The 15,480-nt window shown below is 68.0% G+C and carries 14 protein-coding genes; 7 read left to right on the forward strand and 7 right to left on the reverse strand.

Annotated features, from left to right (window positions below; genetic code table 11):
- Positions 1–389: 389 nt before the first annotated feature.
- Positions 390–1,760 carry a DEAD/DEAH box helicase gene (locus tag FVD38_RS20385; RefSeq protein ID WP_147936484.1) on the reverse strand — a complete coding sequence of 457 codons (1,371 nt, stop codon included), beginning with the start codon at positions 1,758–1,760 and terminating at the stop codon, positions 390–392.
- A gap of 254 nt (positions 1,761–2,014) precedes the next feature.
- Positions 2,015–2,794, reverse strand: coding sequence for an inositol monophosphatase family protein (locus FVD38_RS20390; RefSeq protein WP_147936565.1), 780 nt, complete (start codon positions 2,792–2,794; stop codon positions 2,015–2,017).
- A gap of 183 nt (positions 2,795–2,977) precedes the next feature.
- On the opposite strand from FVD38_RS20390, the gene FVD38_RS20395 reads away from it, so the two are divergent.
- The 7 genes from FVD38_RS20395 (at position 2,978) to FVD38_RS20425 (ending at position 9,231) form a co-directional block, all read left to right on the forward strand.
- Positions 2,978–3,739, forward strand: coding sequence for an RNA methyltransferase (locus tag FVD38_RS20395; RefSeq protein ID WP_147936485.1), 762 nt, complete (start codon positions 2,978–2,980; stop codon positions 3,737–3,739).
- Between the two features lie 47 nt (positions 3,740–3,786).
- On the forward strand, positions 3,787–4,353 hold the full coding sequence (locus tag FVD38_RS20400; RefSeq protein WP_147936486.1) for a hypothetical protein: 567 nt from the start codon (positions 3,787–3,789) through the stop codon (positions 4,351–4,353).
- Complete coding sequence (locus FVD38_RS20405; RefSeq protein ID WP_147936487.1) at positions 4,350–5,969, forward strand: GMC family oxidoreductase; 1,620 nt, start codon at positions 4,350–4,352, stop codon at positions 5,967–5,969. The genes FVD38_RS20400 and FVD38_RS20405 overlap by 4 nt, the downstream gene beginning before the upstream one ends.
- The gene (locus FVD38_RS20410; RefSeq protein WP_147936488.1) at positions 5,966–6,931 is read left to right on the forward strand and encodes an esterase/lipase family protein; all 966 of its coding nucleotides are present in this window, start codon (positions 5,966–5,968) and stop codon (positions 6,929–6,931) included. Before FVD38_RS20405 ends, FVD38_RS20410 begins: the two co-directional genes overlap by 4 nt.
- Before the next feature lie 60 nt (positions 6,932–6,991).
- Positions 6,992–7,831, forward strand: a complete 840-nt coding sequence (locus FVD38_RS20415) for a response regulator (RefSeq protein WP_147936489.1) — start codon at positions 6,992–6,994, stop codon at positions 7,829–7,831.
- 91 nt (positions 7,832–7,922) lie between these two features.
- Complete coding sequence (locus FVD38_RS20420; RefSeq protein ID WP_123070826.1) at positions 7,923–8,618, forward strand: TetR/AcrR family transcriptional regulator; 696 nt, start codon at positions 7,923–7,925, stop codon at positions 8,616–8,618.
- Positions 8,619–8,628: 10 nt separating this feature from the next.
- Positions 8,629–9,231 carry an LOG family protein gene (locus tag FVD38_RS20425; protein WP_147936490.1) on the forward strand — a complete coding sequence of 201 codons (603 nt, stop codon included), beginning with the start codon at positions 8,629–8,631 and terminating at the stop codon, positions 9,229–9,231.
- Here the strand turns inward: FVD38_RS20425 and FVD38_RS20430 are convergent.
- From FVD38_RS20430 to FVD38_RS20450, 5 genes are read right to left on the reverse strand one after another with little or no spacing between them, the layout of a single operon-like run.
- On the reverse strand, positions 9,183–9,800 hold the full coding sequence (locus FVD38_RS20430; RefSeq protein ID WP_147936491.1) for a YdcF family protein: 618 nt from the start codon (positions 9,798–9,800) through the stop codon (positions 9,183–9,185). The two genes, FVD38_RS20425 and FVD38_RS20430, sit on opposite strands and share 49 nt — an antisense overlap.
- A gap of 31 nt (positions 9,801–9,831) precedes the next feature.
- The gene (locus FVD38_RS20435) at positions 9,832–10,932 is read right to left on the reverse strand and encodes a diguanylate cyclase (protein WP_147936492.1); all 1,101 of its coding nucleotides are present in this window, start codon (positions 10,930–10,932) and stop codon (positions 9,832–9,834) included.
- On the reverse strand, positions 10,929–13,637 hold the full coding sequence (locus tag FVD38_RS20440) for a bifunctional diguanylate cyclase/phosphodiesterase (protein ID WP_147936493.1): 2,709 nt from the start codon (positions 13,635–13,637) through the stop codon (positions 10,929–10,931). The genes FVD38_RS20435 and FVD38_RS20440 overlap by 4 nt, the downstream gene beginning before the upstream one ends.
- A gap of 7 nt (positions 13,638–13,644) precedes the next feature.
- On the reverse strand, positions 13,645–14,082 hold the full coding sequence (locus FVD38_RS20445; RefSeq protein ID WP_147936494.1) for a phosphate ABC transporter substrate-binding protein: 438 nt from the start codon (positions 14,080–14,082) through the stop codon (positions 13,645–13,647).
- Entirely contained in the window at positions 14,082–15,347 is a 1,266-nt protein-coding gene (locus tag FVD38_RS20450; RefSeq protein WP_147936495.1) for a hypothetical protein, read from the reverse strand. The genes FVD38_RS20445 and FVD38_RS20450 overlap by 1 nt, the downstream gene beginning before the upstream one ends.
- Between the last annotated feature and the right edge of the window lie 133 nt (positions 15,348–15,480).

Consider the following 15,480-nt stretch of genomic DNA (forward strand, 5'->3'; position numbering starts at 1 on the left):
TGATCTATGGCGTCATTCGAACCGGCAAGCCATTTGACGCCAATTATCTTCACAAAAATCTTGCAATCCAAGACGGTATCTGACCCTAATTAATTTGGAGGCCAAAAATGGCCTGGGAATAAGGCTTTGGTGAGAATTGGCAGAAAAATTGGCAGGATGAATCGATGTTCCCGAAAGACGGGCGATTCAATAGAGCGGAGGGAATAAATAAATTAGGGTCAGAGTCGAATTAAATGACAACATCGAAAGTTGTCACTTAATTCGACTCTGACCCCAATTTTTGGGTAATAACTTGGCTGAAACAAGCTGAGGGTGAAGTCGGCGAATTGGGTGGTGTGACAATCTTTCCCAATAATTCGACTCTGACCCTCAATGGACCCTCAATAGGGTTAGCGGTCGCGGCGGGCGGCGGAGGCGGGGCGGGGGCCGTTGTTGCGCTTCGCGGCGGCGGGGGCGCCGGTGCCGGGGGTGCGCGGTTTGTTGCCGCCACCGCCACCGCCACCGCCACCACCACCGCCGTGGCCACGACCGCCGCCTGGACGACCGCCGCGGCCCGTATGGCCTGGTGCGCCGCTGCGCAGCTGGATCGGCTGCGGTTTGGCGTTCAGGTCGGGCTCGAAGCCGGGGATCACGGCGCGTGGCAGGGTTTGCTTGATCAGCTTTTCGATGTCTTTCAGCATCTGGTGCTCGTCCACGCAGACCAGCGACACCGCCTCGCCCGTCGCGCCGGCACGGCCGGTACGGCCAATGCGGTGCACATAGTCTTCAGGCACGTTCGGCAGGTCATAGTTCACCACATGCGGCAGCTGGTCGATGTCGATGCCGCGCGCCGCGATGTCGGTGGCCACCAGCACTTGCAGGCTGCCATCCTTGAACTCGGCCAGCGCCTTGGTGCGCGCCGACTGGCTCTTGTTGCCGTGGATCGCCATCGCGCCGATGCCGTCCTTGCCCAGCTGTTCCACCAGCTTGTTGGCGCCATGCTTGGTGCGCGTAAACACCAGCACCTGGGTCCAGTTGTTGGACTTGATCAGGTGCGCCAGCATCGGATGCTTCTTGTCGCGGTCCACCGGGTGGATTTTCTGCGCGATCACTTCCACCGTCGAGTTGCGACGTGCCACTTCGATCGATTGCGGATTGTCCAGCAGACGGTCGGCCAGGGCCTTGATGTCGTCCGAGAAGGTGGCCGAGAACAGCAGGTTCTGGCGCTTCGGCGGCAGCAAGGCCAGCACTTTGCGGATGTCGTGGATGAAGCCCATGTCCAGCATGCGGTCGGCTTCGTCAAGGATCAGGATTTCGACCTTCGACAGATCGATCGTGCCCTGGCCCGCGTGGTCCAGCAGGCGGCCCGGGGTGGCGACCAGGATGTCGACGCCTTGCTTGAGCAGCTTGATTTGCGGGTTGATGCCGACGCCGCCGAAGATCACGGCCGAATTCAGGTTCGTGTACTTGCCGTACAGGCGCACGCTTTCCTCGACCTGGGCCGCGAGCTCGCGGGTCGGGGTCAGCACCAGCGCGCGGATGACGCGCGGCGCGGTCTTGTTGCGCTGGGCGGCGCCCACAGCGTCGCTCGACAGGCGATGCAGGATCGGCAGGGTGAAGCCGGCGGTCTTGCCGGTGCCGGTCTGGGCGCCGGCCAGCAGGTCGCCGCCGTTCAGGACGGCCGGGATGGCCTGGCTCTGGATCGGCGTCGGGGCGGTATAACCTTGTTCGGTCACCGCGCGCACGATCGCGTCAGAGAGACCAAGTGAAGAGAATGACATAGATTTTTCAGTAAAAAACGGCCCGTCGCCACAGTGGCGGCAAGTCCTGGAATCGGGTTGATGCGGGCGCGCAATCAAGCGCTCGCCCGGACGCTGCCGCGCAAGGCGGTTAGCAGGAATTATAGTGAAGTTAGTTTCACCATAGAAAGTTTTTGCGCCATTACTATGTAATGCTTTGTAAGACGCCTGGTCAAAAGCAAGCGGGCTACCGGCAAGCGCAGCCTGCCAGTAGCCCGACCAGTACAACCGGTATTTTACGCGAAAGGCGAAAGCAGCGGGACCAGCGCGCCGAAAACCTTCGGACCGGCGGCGATCACATCGCCTTTGTTCAGGTAATCGGACTCGCCGTCGAATTCGCCGACGATGCCGCCTGCTTCGGTCACGAGCAGGGCGCCGGCCGCGATATCCCAGACCTTGAGGCCTTTTTCGAAATAGCCGTCGATGCGGCCGGCCGCGACGTTCGCCAGTTCCAGCGCCGCCGAGCCGCCGCTGCGCACGCCGTGGCTGCGCGAGGCGACCACTTCGTACATGCGCAGGTATTCGGCCAGCGCGCGTGGATCGGGACCGTGGCCGGCCGACAGCAGGGCGCGGCCGATACGCTCGGTCGGGCGCACGCGGATGCGCTTGTCGTTCAGGTAGGCGCCGGCGCCCTTGGTCGCGGTGAACAGGTCGTTGCGGACCGGGTCGTAGACCAGGCCATTGGTGATCACGCCGCGCTGCTTGAGCGCGATCGAGATGCAGTAGTTAGGATAGCCGTGCAGGAAGTTGGTGGTGCCATCGATCGGGTCGATGATCCACACGTTTTCACTCTCGTCGTTCAAGTTGCTGGACGCGCCGCTTTCTTCCGCCAGGATGGCGTGGTCGGGATAGGCCTTGAGCAGGGTCTCGACGATTGCTTGCTCCGCCGCCTGGTCGACGTCGGTGACGAAATCGTTGTGTTGCTTCTCAGAGACGACGATGCGATCGATATCGAAGGACGCACGGTTGATGACGGTGGCGGCGCGGCGGGCGGCCTTGATGGCCGTGTTGAGCATTGGGTGCATGGAGGCTTATCCGTAAAAAACGCGAACGCCCACTCACGCACCTTGGGGGCGTCGTGAACGATCAGCTATTGAAGAGTGATTAAAGAGCAGGGCAGTGTCGAAACGGCTACAATCGCGGGCTTGTCCCCGCCATCCTGAAAAACCGTCCGCAATGCGCGATGGTCGCTATTGTAAATGAACCCGACCCAAACCGACACTTCTCTTTTCAAACGCCTCCGCTTCGTCCTGGTCGAGACCAGCCGCGCCGGCAACGTCGGCTCGGTCGCGCGCGCTATGAAGACGATGGGCTTTTCCGACCTGGTGCTGGTCGCCCCCAAATGCGAGAACCCGCAGACCGACCCCGAAGCGGTAGCCTTCGCCAGTGGCGCCATCGACGTGCTCTCCAACGCGCGCATCGTCGCCGACATCAACGCGGCGCTGGATGGCTGCAACTTCGCCGCCGCGGTCTCGGCCCGCCTGCGCGAATTCTCGCCGCCGGTCTGGACCCCGCGCGCCTTCGCCGACCATGCCGGCAGCCAGCCCGACCTGCGCCCGGCCATCGTGTTCGGCAATGAGCGGGTCGGCCTGCCGAACGGGATCGTCGAAAGCTGCAACGTCCTGATCAACATCCCGGCCAACCCGGACTACTCGTCGCTCAACCTGTCGCAGGCGGCCCAGGTGCTGGCCTACGAAGCGCGCATGGCCGCGGTGGGCGACGGCATCGACGCGCGTGGCGTGGGCTTCCACGGCGAGGCGGCAAGCGTGACCCAGGTCGACGGCATGTATGCGCACCTCGAACAGGCGCTGGTTGCGATCGGCTTCCTGAATGCCGACAGTCCCAAGAAGCTGATGCCGCGCCTGAAGCGCCTGTTCGCGCGCACCGGCCTCGAGACCGAAGAAGTCAACATCCTGCGCGGCATCGCGAGCGCGATCCTAAAGGACCGGCCCCCACGCTGAGCCGTATTGCACGCTGTCCGTACAGCCGCATGGCGTACACTGAGGGCATGGCGAATTCACGCAATACACGCAACAAGTCGGGCAGCGGGTCAGGCAACACTTCGCGCCGGACCTTCCTCGCCGTCGGCGGCCTGGCCGCGCTGGCGCTGGGCGCCGGCGGCGCCTGGTACCGCGTCACGCATCGGCAAACACCGCATGGCTTCGCGCTCGACGGCGAGGCGCGCGCCGCCCTGCATGCGATCGCACCGGCCATCCTGGACGGCGCGCTGGCCCATGACCCGGGCCGCCGCCAGCGCCAGCTGGGCGCTGCCATCGACGCCGTCGAAGCCGCCATCCGCGGCCTGCCGCAAGCCACGCAGGAAGAAGTGCAGGATTTGTTCGGCCTGCTGGCCCTGCGTCCCGCGCGGCGCCTGCTCACCGGCGTGCCGACCGGCTGGGAGAGCGCCGATATCGCCCACGTCAGCGCCTTCCTGCAGGAGTGGCGCGTGCACCGCCTCAAGCTGATGCGCAGTGCCTACGGCGCATTGCACGACCTGGTGCTGGGCGCCTGGTATGCCCAGCCGGCCAGCTGGGAGGCGATCGGTTATCCCGGTCCGCCACGGGTGCCGGCATGACGGGCCGCATTCCCGATCCGATCGAGGCTGGCCTCAAACGCGGCTGGCGCACGATCGACGCCTCGACGCTCGAGCAGGACCGCACCCTGGAGGCCGATGTCGTCATCGTCGGCAGCGGCGCCGGTGGCGCCATCAGCGCCGAGATCCTGGCCCGTTCCGGCCTGTCGGTGATCGTGGTGGAAGAGGGCCCCTTGAAGTCCTCGCGCGATTTTCAGATGCGCGAGGCCGACGCCTACCCGCAGCTGTACCAGGAGTCGGCCGCGCGCAAGACGGCCGACAAGGCGATCAACATCCTGCAGGGCCGCGCCGTCGGCGGCTCGACCACGGTCAACTGGACCTCGAGCTTTCGCACGCCGCAGCCGACGCTGGACTGGTGGCGCGATCACCACGGCCTGGCATTCGCATCGAACGACGAGCTGGCGCCCTGGTTCGCCATGGCCGAGCGCCGCACCGGCGTGGTCGACTGGCTGGTGGGGCCGAACGAGAACAACGCCATCCTGCGCCGCGGCGCGGAAAAGCTCGGCATCCCGAGCGCCGCCATCCGCCGCAACGTGCAGGGCTGCTGGAACCTGGGCTATTGCGGCATGGGTTGCCCCACCAATGCCAAACAGTCGATGCTGGTCACCAGCATCCCGGCGGCGCTCGATAATGGCGCCACGCTGATTACGCGGGCGCGCGCCGAACGCCTGCGGCTGCGCGGCCAGAAGGCCGAGGAACTGGTCTGCAGCGCGCTCGGCGCCGATGGCGTGCTGCCCAGCGGGCGCGAGCTGCGCCTGCGCGCGCGCCACTTCGTGGTCGCGGGCGGCGCCATCAATACCCCGGCGCTGCTGCTGCGTTCGAAGGCGCCCGATCCCAGCGGACAGCTCGGCAAGCGCACCTTCCTGCACCCGACCCTGATCTCGGCCGGCTTCTACGAGAAGCGGGTCGAGGGCTGGGCCGGGGCGCCGCAGAGCGTGTATTCCGACCACTTCCTGTCGCGCGATCCGATCGACGGCCCGATGGGCTATATGCTCGAGACGCCGCCGGTGCATCCGCTGCTGGCGGCCACCATGATGAGCGGCTTCGGCGAACAGCATGCGGCGGCGATGCGCGACCTGGCCCACCTGGGCGGCATGCTGGCGCTGCTGCGCGACGGCTTCCATGACGAGTCGCCCGGCGGCATCGTGCGCCTGCGTAGCGACGGCAGCGGCGAGCTCGATTACGAACTGAACGACTACCTGTGGGACGGCGCGCGCCGCGCGCTGCTCTCCATGGCCGAGATCCAGTTCGCGGCCGGCGCCCGCACCGTGCAGCCGGCGCACGAGAAGGCCCAGCGCTACCGTTCCTGGGCCGAGGCGCGGCGCGAGATCGCGGCCCTGCCGCAGCGCGCCCACGTCACGCGCGTGGTCTCGGCCCATGTGATGGGCGGCTGCGCCATGGACGGCGACGAGCGCCGCGGCGTGGTCGATCCCAACGGGCGTTACCGGGGACTGGCGAACGTGTCGGTGCATGACGGCTCGCTGTTCCCGACCTCCCTCGGCGCCAATCCGCAGCTGACCATCTACGCCATCACGGCGCGCCTTGCGAGCGGCCTGACGGCCAACCTCACGGGCCGCCCGGCCGTGGCGCTGGCATGAGCTCGCGCACCCTGCTGCGATGGCTCCTGCTGGTGCAGGCGCTGGCGGCGCTCGGCATCGGCGCGGCTGGCATGCATTGGCTCGGGATGAACGGCTGGCAGGCCGCCGCGCTGGGGCTGGGCAGCGTGGCGCTGGTGCGCCTGCTTATCAATACGAACAACTTCCTGATGGCGGCGCGCGCCGCCAGCCCGACGCCGCCCGACTATCGGGTCACCCCGGGCGCCGCCCTGAAAATGCTCTGGGAAGAGTTCAGCACCAGCATGCTGATGACCTCCTGGCACATGCCGCGCGCGCGGGCGCACACCCGCATCCACCCCGGCTCGACGGCGCCGCCGGTGCTGCTGGTGCACGGCTACGGCTGCAACAGCGGCTACTGGGCGCATCTGGCGCCGCGGCTGGATGCGGCGCGCATCAGCCACGCCACGCTCGACCTGGAACCGCTGACCGGTGACATCGACGGCTATGCCGCGCGCATCGAGGAAGCGGCGCAGCAGCTGCGCGCGCAGGCCGGCGCGGCGCAGCTGATCGTGGTCGCCCACAGCATGGGCGGGCTGGCGGCGCGCGCCTGGATGCGCACCCATGGCGTGGAGCGGGTGGCGCGCCTCATCACGCTCGGCACGCCGCACCACGGCACCTGCCTGGCCGCCTTCGGCCTGGGCATTAATGCGGGCCAGATGCGGCGCATGGGCGTGGCCGGACCCGAATGCGCCTGGCTCAACGCGCTCGCGGGCGGCGAAGCGCCCGAGGTACGCGCGCGGATCGTCTCGCTCTACAGCCACCACGACAACATCATCGCGCCGCAGACCTCGAGCGAACTGCCGGGCGCGCGCAACCTGGCGCTGGGCGGCGTGGGCCATGTGGCGCTCGGCCGCAACCCGCGTGTGCTGGCCATGGTCATGGGCGAGATCGAGGCCGTGCGCAGCGACCGTGCGGCGACTGCCGCAGCGCACCATCATCACTGAGTCACGACGGCGTCGCCGCGTGGTACAGTGATGTCAACATCGCATTCCCGGAGCGCCATCGTGGCCCGTATCCTCATCATCGAAGACAACCCAGCAAATATCGAGCTGATGTCGTTCCTGCTCGGCGCCTACGGCCACTCGCCGCTGTCGGCCGCCGACGGCCCGCGTGGCGTGGCCGCCGCGCGCAGCGAGCGGCCCGACCTGATCGCCTGCGACGTCAACCTGCCCGGCATGGATGGTTTCGCGGTGCTGGCCGCGCTCAAGACCGACCCGTCGCTATCCGGCGTGCCGATCCTGGCCGTGACTGCGCTGGCGATGGCGGGCGACCGCGAGAAGGTGCTGGCCGCCGGCTTCGACGGCTACATCAGTAAACCGATCGAACCGGAGAGTTTCGTCGCCGAGCTCGAAGCCTTCCTGGCTGCCGCGCCCGCAGTTTCTCCTGCAGTTGCTCCTGCTGCCGCGAGCGCGCCTGCTGCCCGGCCCGTGCCAGCGCAAGGGCCCAGCACCGCGCCTGAAGAACGCACGCTGCTGCTGGTCGACGACGACCGTTTCATGCTGGGTGTGCTGAACGACATGCTGGTGGGCCAGCCCTACCGCATACTCAGCGCCTGCTCGGGCGAAGAGGCGCTGGATGTGCTTGACCACGAAGCGGTCGAGGTGATCCTGTGCGACCAGGCCATGCCCGGCATGCGCGGCACCGAAGTGCTGGCGCGCGCCGCCGAGCGCTATCCCAAGACCGTGCGCCTGATGCTGTCCGGCCAGCCCGACCTCTCCGAGATCGAGGCGGCGATCGCCAGCGGCGTGGCCGACGGCCACTACGTCAAGCCGCTGGGCGCGCGCACCCTGCGCGAACGGATCGACGAAGCCTTCCGCCTGCAGAGCCAGCGCGCCGCCGCCTGAACGGGGGCGATGCGATAGCGCCGATCGAAAGATTCATCGAACGACCGTTCGATGTTATCCTTGCGGTAATGCACTATTAACTTCGGCCTACATGCAACAAAAAGCCCCGCGCCGCACCCGCGAACGCATCCTCGAGCTGTCGCTCAGGCTGTTCAACGAGTTCGGTGAACCCAATATCACGACGACCGTCATTGCCGAGGAGATGAATATCTCGCCCGGCAATCTGTACTACCATTTCCGCAACAAGGACGACATCGTCAATTCGATCTTCGTCCAGTTCGAGGCGGAGATCGAGCGCGTGCTCGCGGTGCCGGCCGGGCGCCGCTCGAACATGGAAGACGTGTGGCTGTACCTGCACCATATGTTCAAGCTGATCTGGCGCTACCGCTTCTTCTACCGCGACCTGAACGACCTGCTGTCGCGCAACCGCAAGCTCGAACTGCACTTCAAGGCCATCCACGCCCACAAGATCAAGGTCGCGCGCCAGCTGTGCGAAGACCTGCGCAGCGAAGGCTCGCTCGAGGCCTCCGACCAGCAGATCGGCGCCATGGCGACCAATATGGTGGTGGTGGCGACCTACTGGCTGTCGTTCGAATACGTGCGCAACCCGCGCAAGTACAGCGAGCAGCAGGCCATCGCCGACGCGCTGGCGCGCGGCTGCTACCAGGTGCTGTCGATGGTCGGCCCTTACCTGTGCGGCGAGACCCGGGTGCTGTTCGAGAAGCTGTCCGACGACTATCTCCAAAAACTGTCGGCCGACGCCAAGCCGGGCGCCGACTTCTTCTGAGGTTTTATCCATGAAATCCCTGGCCGTCTATTGCGGCGCCGCCCACGGCGTCAATCCTGTGTACGCCGACGCCGCACGCGGCCTGGCGCGCGCCATGGTCGAGCACAATATCGCCCTGGTCTATGGCGGCGGCAAGGTCGGCCTGATGGGCGTGATCGCCGACGAAGTGCTGCGCCTGGGCGGCGAAGCCACCGGCGTGATCCCGCGCGCGCTGGTCGAGCGCGAGGTCGGCCACGCCGGCCTGACCCGCCTGTTCGTGGTCAAGGACATGCACGAGCGCAAGGCGATGATGTCGGACCTGTCGGAAGGCTTCATCGCCATGCCGGGCGGGATGGGCACGCTGGAAGAGCTGTTCGAGATGGTCACCTGGTCCCAGTTGGGCATCCACGCCAAGCCGATCGGCCTGCTCAACGTGAACGGCTTCTACGACGGCCTGCGCGCCTTCGTGCACCACCAGGTGGAAGAAGGTTTCGTGCGGCCCGAGCACGAGGGCCTGATGCTGGCCGAGAGCGACCCTGGTGAGTTGATCCGGCGCCTGCGCGCGGCGGCGCCGGCGCCGGCCGTTCAGGCGGCGGTCGAGGCCGACGCCGAAGCCAGGGGATTGCGCGGATAAGCGCCGTAGCCGGCCAGCTCGCTGAGGAAGCCCCGTTCGAGATAGCCGGGAATTTTTTCGTACTCAGCCAGCACGCGGGAGCGGAACTCGGCGTGCTCGTGCCAGCACTCCGTCGCAACGCCAAAATAGTTGACCGGGCAGCCCGACAGCGCCATTCCCGGCCAGTGGCGCTCGAGCGTCATCAGGTAGCGCCGCATGGCGCAGGCCTTGCCGATCGCCAGCACACTGCCCACCTTCGACAAGTCCATCTGCGCGGCCAGCGCGGCGCGGCCGAGGATCACGTTCTCTCCCGTATTGGTGGCCGCCGTTTCCAGCACCAGGGCCGCCGGCGGCATCCCCAGTTCGACCAGGCGCGCGCCGATCACCTCGGCCTCTGGCCGCGTGTCGCCGCGCGTGACGCCGCCCGACACCAGCAGCACGCGGAACATGCCGCGTTCCCACAGCGCGTGGGCGGCCAGGCAGAACTCTTCCACGCCGTGGCGGGTGCCGAACAGGAAGCCGACGTCGGAGGCGCGCAGCGGCAGCTCGGGCATGACGTAGGCGGCGATGACGGACAGGTCGGGGTGCATGACCCCAATTCTAGCCGGTTTTTATCGCGCTTCAGGCGACTTCGATCCGGTCGCGTCCCGACGCCTTGGCGCGGTACAGCGCCTTGTCGGCGCGGCTGATCGCCTCGGTGAACGGCTCGCCCGTGCGCCGTGCGGCCAGGCCGGCCGAAAAACTGATGCGGCGCGCGGGATCGAGCCCCTCGACCCGCAAGGCATGCACGTGGTCGGCCATGCGCTCGAGCACCTGGCGCGCGTCGTGCGGCGCCGCGTCCGGCAATAGCAGAAGGAATTCCTCGCCGCCCCAGCGCGCCAGCGTGTCGTGCGCGCGCAGTGCGCCGCGCGCGGCGTTGGCGAACTCGCGCAGCACGGCGTCACCCAGTGCGTGGCCGTGGAGGTCGTTGACCTGCTTGAAGAAGTCGATGTCGAGCAGGGCCACGCAGCTGCCCGCGCCGGGCGGCTGGCGCCGTTCCTCGGCGCAGAGGAGTTCGTTCATGTGGCGGCGATTGGCCAGGGCCGTCAGCTCGTCGATCGTGGCCAGGGTGCGAATGGTCTCGAGCGCTTTTTCCAGTTCCTGCTTCTTGCGCTTCATGCGCCGGCGCAGCTTGGTCATCTCGCTCGACAGCAGGGCGGTGGACAGCAGCGCCGCCGCCAGGTAGCCGAAGTTCATCGCTTCCACCGCCGGCGGATGGCGTAGCGGGTCGCCCGCCTGCAGCCACCACATGACGCTGCCCATGCCGCCCAGCGTGACGGCCGACAGGAACATGGTCTGGCGCGGGCGCAGGGCGACGGCGCAGAAGGCGATGATCACCACCGTCATGCACAGCAGCGCGGCGCGCACCGGTCCGGAGATCGCGTAACCCGCCATGCAGCAGCCGATCGCGAACACCGACTGCAGCATCGCCAGCACGTCCGGCGCGAGATCCAGCGCCGTGCTGAAGCGGATCAGCGCATACGAGACCAGGGTGCCGGCGGCGGCGGTCGCGCCCAGCAGCAGGGCCGGTTCGCGCGGCGTGTGGCCGGCCGCCACCTGGCAGGCCATCAGCACGATGGCGGCGAGGTACAGCAGGGCGGTGGCGATCCAGTAATTGAGCATGCGCCGCAGCGCGGGCTCGGCGCCCAGCAGGACGCTGGTGGTGTCGCGCACCGGCTTCACGCGACGACTCCGTGGCCGTCGGCCAGCAGTCGCGCCAGCGCCTGGGCCGGCAGCGGGCGGCTGAACAGATAGCCCTGCATCTCGTCGCAGTCGTTGGCGCGCAAAAAGTCGCGCTGCTGCTCGGTCTCGACGCCCTCGGCGATCACGCGCAGGTCCAGTTTGTGACCGAGCGAGATCACCGCCAGCGCGATCGCCTGGTCGTCGGCGCAGCTGGCCAGGTCGGCGACGAAGGACTTGTCGATCTTGAGGCGGGTGATCGGGAACGATTTCAGCGCCGACAGGCTGGAGTAGCCGGTGCCGAAGTCGTCGATCGAGAGCGACACGCCCATCGCCTCGAGCTCGCGCATCTTGTCGACCGAGCGGCCCAGGTCGCGCATGATCAGGCTCTCGGTCACCTCGACCTCGAGGTCTTGGGGCGGCAGGCCGCTTGCGCCCAGGGCGTCGGCGATGCGCTCGACCAGGCGCTTGTCCTCGAACTGGCGCGCCGAGACGTTGACCGACATGCTGATTGGCGGCAGGCCGGCGGCGCGCCAGGCGACGTTCTGGGCGCAGGCGGTGCGCAGCACCCATTCGCCGATCGGGACGATCAGTCCGCTCTCTTCGGCCAGGCCGATGAAGCGATCGGGCGAGACCAGGCCCTGTTCCGGATGGTGCCAGCGGATCAGTGCCTCGACGCCGAACAGGCGGCCAGAGCGCAGGTCGACCTTGGGCTGGTACAGCAGCTCGAATTGGCAGGCGCCGGCATCGTCATCCTGGCAGCTATCCAACGCCGCACGCAAGCCCTCCAGCAGGCCCAGCTTCTCGTCGATGCTGGCGTTCATCTCGCTGGCGTAGAACTGGACGTTGTCGTTGCCCAGCTCCTTGGCGCGGTACATGGCGACGTCGGCGTGCATCATGAGGGCGTTGGCGTCGATGCCGTCGCGCGGGTAGAAGGTCACGCCGATGCTGCAGCTGACCTGCACCTCCTGGCCCTCGACCAGCACCGGCTCGGTGACCGCCTCGCGCACCTGTTCAAGCAGCGGCGCGATGGCGGCCGGCTCGCCCGACAGGGCGGGCAGCAGGATCACGAACTCGTCGCCGCCGAAACGCGCCAGCGTGTCGCCCGCGCCCAGGCAGCGCGCCATGCGCGCGCCGACCACCTTCAACAGCGCGTCGCCGGCGTTGTGGCCGAGCGCATCGTTGACCAGCTTGAAGCCATCGAGGTCGATGAAGGCCAGGCCTACCGCGCTGCCGTCGCCGGCCGCAGTCGCGATCGCCCCGTCCAGGCGTTCGCGCAGCAGGCTGCGGTTAGGCAGGCCGGTCAGGTCGTCGTGGTGGGCCAGGTGGCGGATGCGGCCTTCGGCCAGCCTGCGCTCGGTGACGTCGCGCACGATCACCACCACGCCGTCCTCGACCGCGACCGCCTGGCGGTACAGCCAGCGCTCCCCCTGCGGCAGCGAACGCGCCAGCCATTCGGTTTCGTGCGTGACGCCGTCCAGGGCCACTGCGGCCAGGTCGGCGAAGATGCCGGCGCTGAAGGCCCCAGGCAGCATCACCGACATGCGCTGGCCGGCCAGCTGTTCCTTGCGCAGGCCGGTGAGCTGTTCGGCGCGGCTGTTGGTGGTGACGATGGTGAAGTCGGTCACGCGTCCCCGCTGGTTCATGATGCTGCGCAGGACGAAGAAGGCGTCGGGACTGGCTTCCGAGGCCGCGGCATAGGTTTCCTGGGCCTGGCGCTCGCGCCGGCGCGCCTTGGCCAGTTGCCAGGACCAGGCGCTGACCAGGATCACCACCGCCACCAGCAGCGTGCTGCCGGCGCCGGCGCCCAGCAGCCAGGCGCGCCGCTGCTGGCGAAATTGCGCCATCTGTTCGCTTTCCGACAGGCCGGCCACCGCCAGCAGCGGGAAGCCGCCCAACGGCCGGGTGGTGGTGTAGCGCGTCTCGCCATCGATGCGGCAGGCCCGCAGGCCGACCAGGTCGGTGGGGCCGGGCGTGTAGGACTGGCCCCATGAGACCTGTTCGCCGATGCGCATCGCGCGCACCACGCCGTCCACACCGACCAGGCCGAGCAGGCCCCGTTCGCCCTGGCGCGAGCGTTCGTACGAGCTGGTGAAATAGGCCGGGTCGACCGCCACGATCGCCACCCCGGCGAAGCGGCCGGCGGCGTCGTCGATGCGGCGCGAGAAATGAAGATGCGGCTCGGCGGCCCGCGGGTGGACGATGGCCTGGCTCACGTAGGGCAGGTCGTGCCGGATGTGGCGATGGAACTCGAAATAACTGGCGCCGGACAGGTCGCGTGGACCGGCATCCGGATTGCTGGCCACCACCCGCCCGTGGCTGTCGGTGATCTCGACCTGGAACACCAGGCCGGGCGGCAGCAGCCCCTTGGCCGCCAGCGCGGGCAGCGCGCCTTGTGCGCCGTTCTGCTCGACCGCGTATTTCAGCACGCGCAGGGTCTGGTCAATATTGCTCAGGCTGCGCGCCATCTGGGCTTCATAGGTGTCGAGCAGCTCGTGGGTGGCGTCGCGCGCCGCCGTCGCCGCGGTGCTGCGTTCCGCCTCGATCACGTGTAGGGTGGCGAACCACATGGCGCCCAGCAGGAACAGGGCGAACAGCGGCAGCGAGATGTGGGTCTCGAGCGCGAGTGCGAGCCAGCGCGCGGGCTTGCGGCGCGCCCGGCTCGGAGACGGCGCGGCCGGCGTGGCGATGGATGCGAGCGTGTTCATCGCATCCTCACGGCAGGACCAGCACGGCGCGCACCGAGGCGTCGAGCGCCTCGCGTTCGATATAGCCGATCATCGCCGGATTCCCGGCCACCAGGCGACGCACGCCGGCGTCGCCACTGGCTTCGCGCGGTGGCTGGCCGCGGCCGGTGAACACCATCTTCGACCAGTGCGCCTTGAGCAGGGCCGGCGTCTTGCCGGTGAGTCCGCGGTAGAAGCTGTCGCGCTGCGGCGCGCCGAGCTGCTGGTCGATGGCGACCGCCTGGGTGCCGTCCGGGAAGCGGCTGGCATGGCCGAGGAAGATCGCGGCCACCTGGTCGGCATTGATCGCGGCGACCTGGCTGCGGCTGGAGACCACCACCACCAGTTCGGCCGAGGCGTTGGCGGCAGCCAGGCTGAGGGCAAGGGCGGCGAACATGCGCCGAGGTGAGCGAAAGAGAGCGCGCATCAGAACACGAAGTCCAGGGCCACGCTGCCGACGTGCACCGCGCGGTCGGGACGCAGGTCGGGCTGGTTGTTGATCAACGTGCCGCGCGAGCCGTCGCGCGGACGCACCCGGTCGAGCTGCAGCTTGAGCGCGATATTGGTCGCCGCATCCCAGCGCAGGCCGGCGCTCCAGGTGGACTGCACCGGGATCGTCGCCAGGAAATCGTTGATGCCGGCGTTGATCTGGCCTGCCGCCGCGGCCAGCGGCGGCGGCAGGCCTTCCAGCGGCAGGCCGGGATCGCGGGTCGGGACGTCGGCGCGCACCTGGGCATAGCCGGCGTAGGGCGTCAGGGCGCCGCGGCGCAGGCCCGCGCCGACATACATCGACGTGCCGCCGCCCAGCAGCGAATCGGTGCGGGTGCGGCCGCACTCGCCGGTCATGAACCAGGCGCCCGGATCGACGCTCATGCCGATGCTGACCATGGAGACGTGTTTGTCCCTGATCTCGTAGCGGTCGGCCAGCGCATCGCCGGCCGGCCCGAAGCGGCGCAGCACGGTGAACAATTCCTCGCCGATGGCGGTGTTCAGGCGTCCGCTGGCGGCCGACAGGCGCGCGCTGACGGCGCCGCGTTCGATGCTGTGCGACAGGCCGACGATGTCCTCGGCCTTGATGCGCAACCCGTTGCGCAAGTCCTGGTCGGTGCGGCCGGCGAATACCTGGGTGGCATGCAGCACGGAACCCGTGCTCCAGCGCCAGGTGGCGTCGAGGCCGTCGCTGCTGGAGATCGGCAGGGAACCGTAGACCTCGACCGGCGTGCGCACCCAGGGAATCGTGTAGCCGACCTTGCGCGATTCGGCGCCGAGGAAGACGGGCAGGGCGATGCGGCCGGCGCGCACGGCCAGGTCGGGCGTGAGCTGGTACTTGATATTGGCCCATTCGAGCTGGGGCGCATAGCTGCCGTCCAGCCGCTGCTCGCTGACCACCTGCAGCACGCCCGACCAGGCGCCAAGATCGAGGTCGAGCTGGGCGCCGAGGCGGCTGTCGACGTCCGGACTCCAGGCCCGCGTATGGCCGGCGCCATCGGCGCGCAGCACCGAGGCGGTGAAGTCGGCGCTGCGCGCGTCTGCATACACCGCGCCCAGCGTGCCGAAGCCGGACAGCTTCAGGACGGGCGTGGGTGCGGCCGGCTCGCCGGGTGCGTCCGCGCCGCTGGCGTGGGAGGACAGGAAAGCGAGCGCGCACGTAGCGAACGCGGCGGACAGGCGCCTGGTATGTTGCTGAACCATGTGATGTGAGTGGCGGGAAGCGAGGGAGGTCTCGGGATGACGGCAATTCCGAGTGTGCAGACTGTAGCGGAGCCCGTTCGCGAAGTCGAGTGACCGCCGGTTAGAAATTTACTTGTACGAAACGTTCGTTGTT

Origin of the sequence: Massilia arenae (assembly GCF_008014745.1) — a bacterium.
GTDB lineage: Bacteria > Pseudomonadota > Gammaproteobacteria > Burkholderiales > Burkholderiaceae_D > Telluria > Telluria arenae.

Coding starts and splice junctions, on each gene's coding strand:
- FVD38_RS20385 (WP_147936484.1), bottom strand. CDS start 1,760: ATGTCATTCTCTTCACTTGGTCTCTCTGACGCGATCGTGCGCGCGGTG.
- FVD38_RS20390 (WP_147936565.1), bottom strand. CDS start 2,794: ATGCTCAACACGGCCATCAAGGCCGCCCGCCGCGCCGCCACCGTCATC.
- FVD38_RS20395 (WP_147936485.1), top strand. CDS start 2,978: ATGAACCCGACCCAAACCGACACTTCTCTTTTCAAACGCCTCCGCTTC.
- FVD38_RS20400 (WP_147936486.1), top strand. CDS start 3,787: ATGGCGAATTCACGCAATACACGCAACAAGTCGGGCAGCGGGTCAGGC.
- FVD38_RS20405 (WP_147936487.1), top strand. CDS start 4,350: ATGACGGGCCGCATTCCCGATCCGATCGAGGCTGGCCTCAAACGCGGC.
- FVD38_RS20410 (WP_147936488.1), top strand. CDS start 5,966: ATGAGCTCGCGCACCCTGCTGCGATGGCTCCTGCTGGTGCAGGCGCTG.
- FVD38_RS20420 (WP_123070826.1), top strand. CDS start 7,923: ATGCAACAAAAAGCCCCGCGCCGCACCCGCGAACGCATCCTCGAGCTG.
- FVD38_RS20425 (WP_147936490.1), top strand. CDS start 8,629: ATGAAATCCCTGGCCGTCTATTGCGGCGCCGCCCACGGCGTCAATCCT.
- FVD38_RS20430 (WP_147936491.1), bottom strand. CDS start 9,800: ATGCACCCCGACCTGTCCGTCATCGCCGCCTACGTCATGCCCGAGCTG.
- FVD38_RS20440 (WP_147936493.1), bottom strand. CDS start 13,637: ATGAACACGCTCGCATCCATCGCCACGCCGGCCGCGCCGTCTCCGAGC.
- FVD38_RS20445 (WP_147936494.1), bottom strand. CDS start 14,082: ATGCGCGCTCTCTTTCGCTCACCTCGGCGCATGTTCGCCGCCCTTGCC.
- FVD38_RS20450 (WP_147936495.1), bottom strand. CDS start 15,347: ATGGTTCAGCAACATACCAGGCGCCTGTCCGCCGCGTTCGCTACGTGC.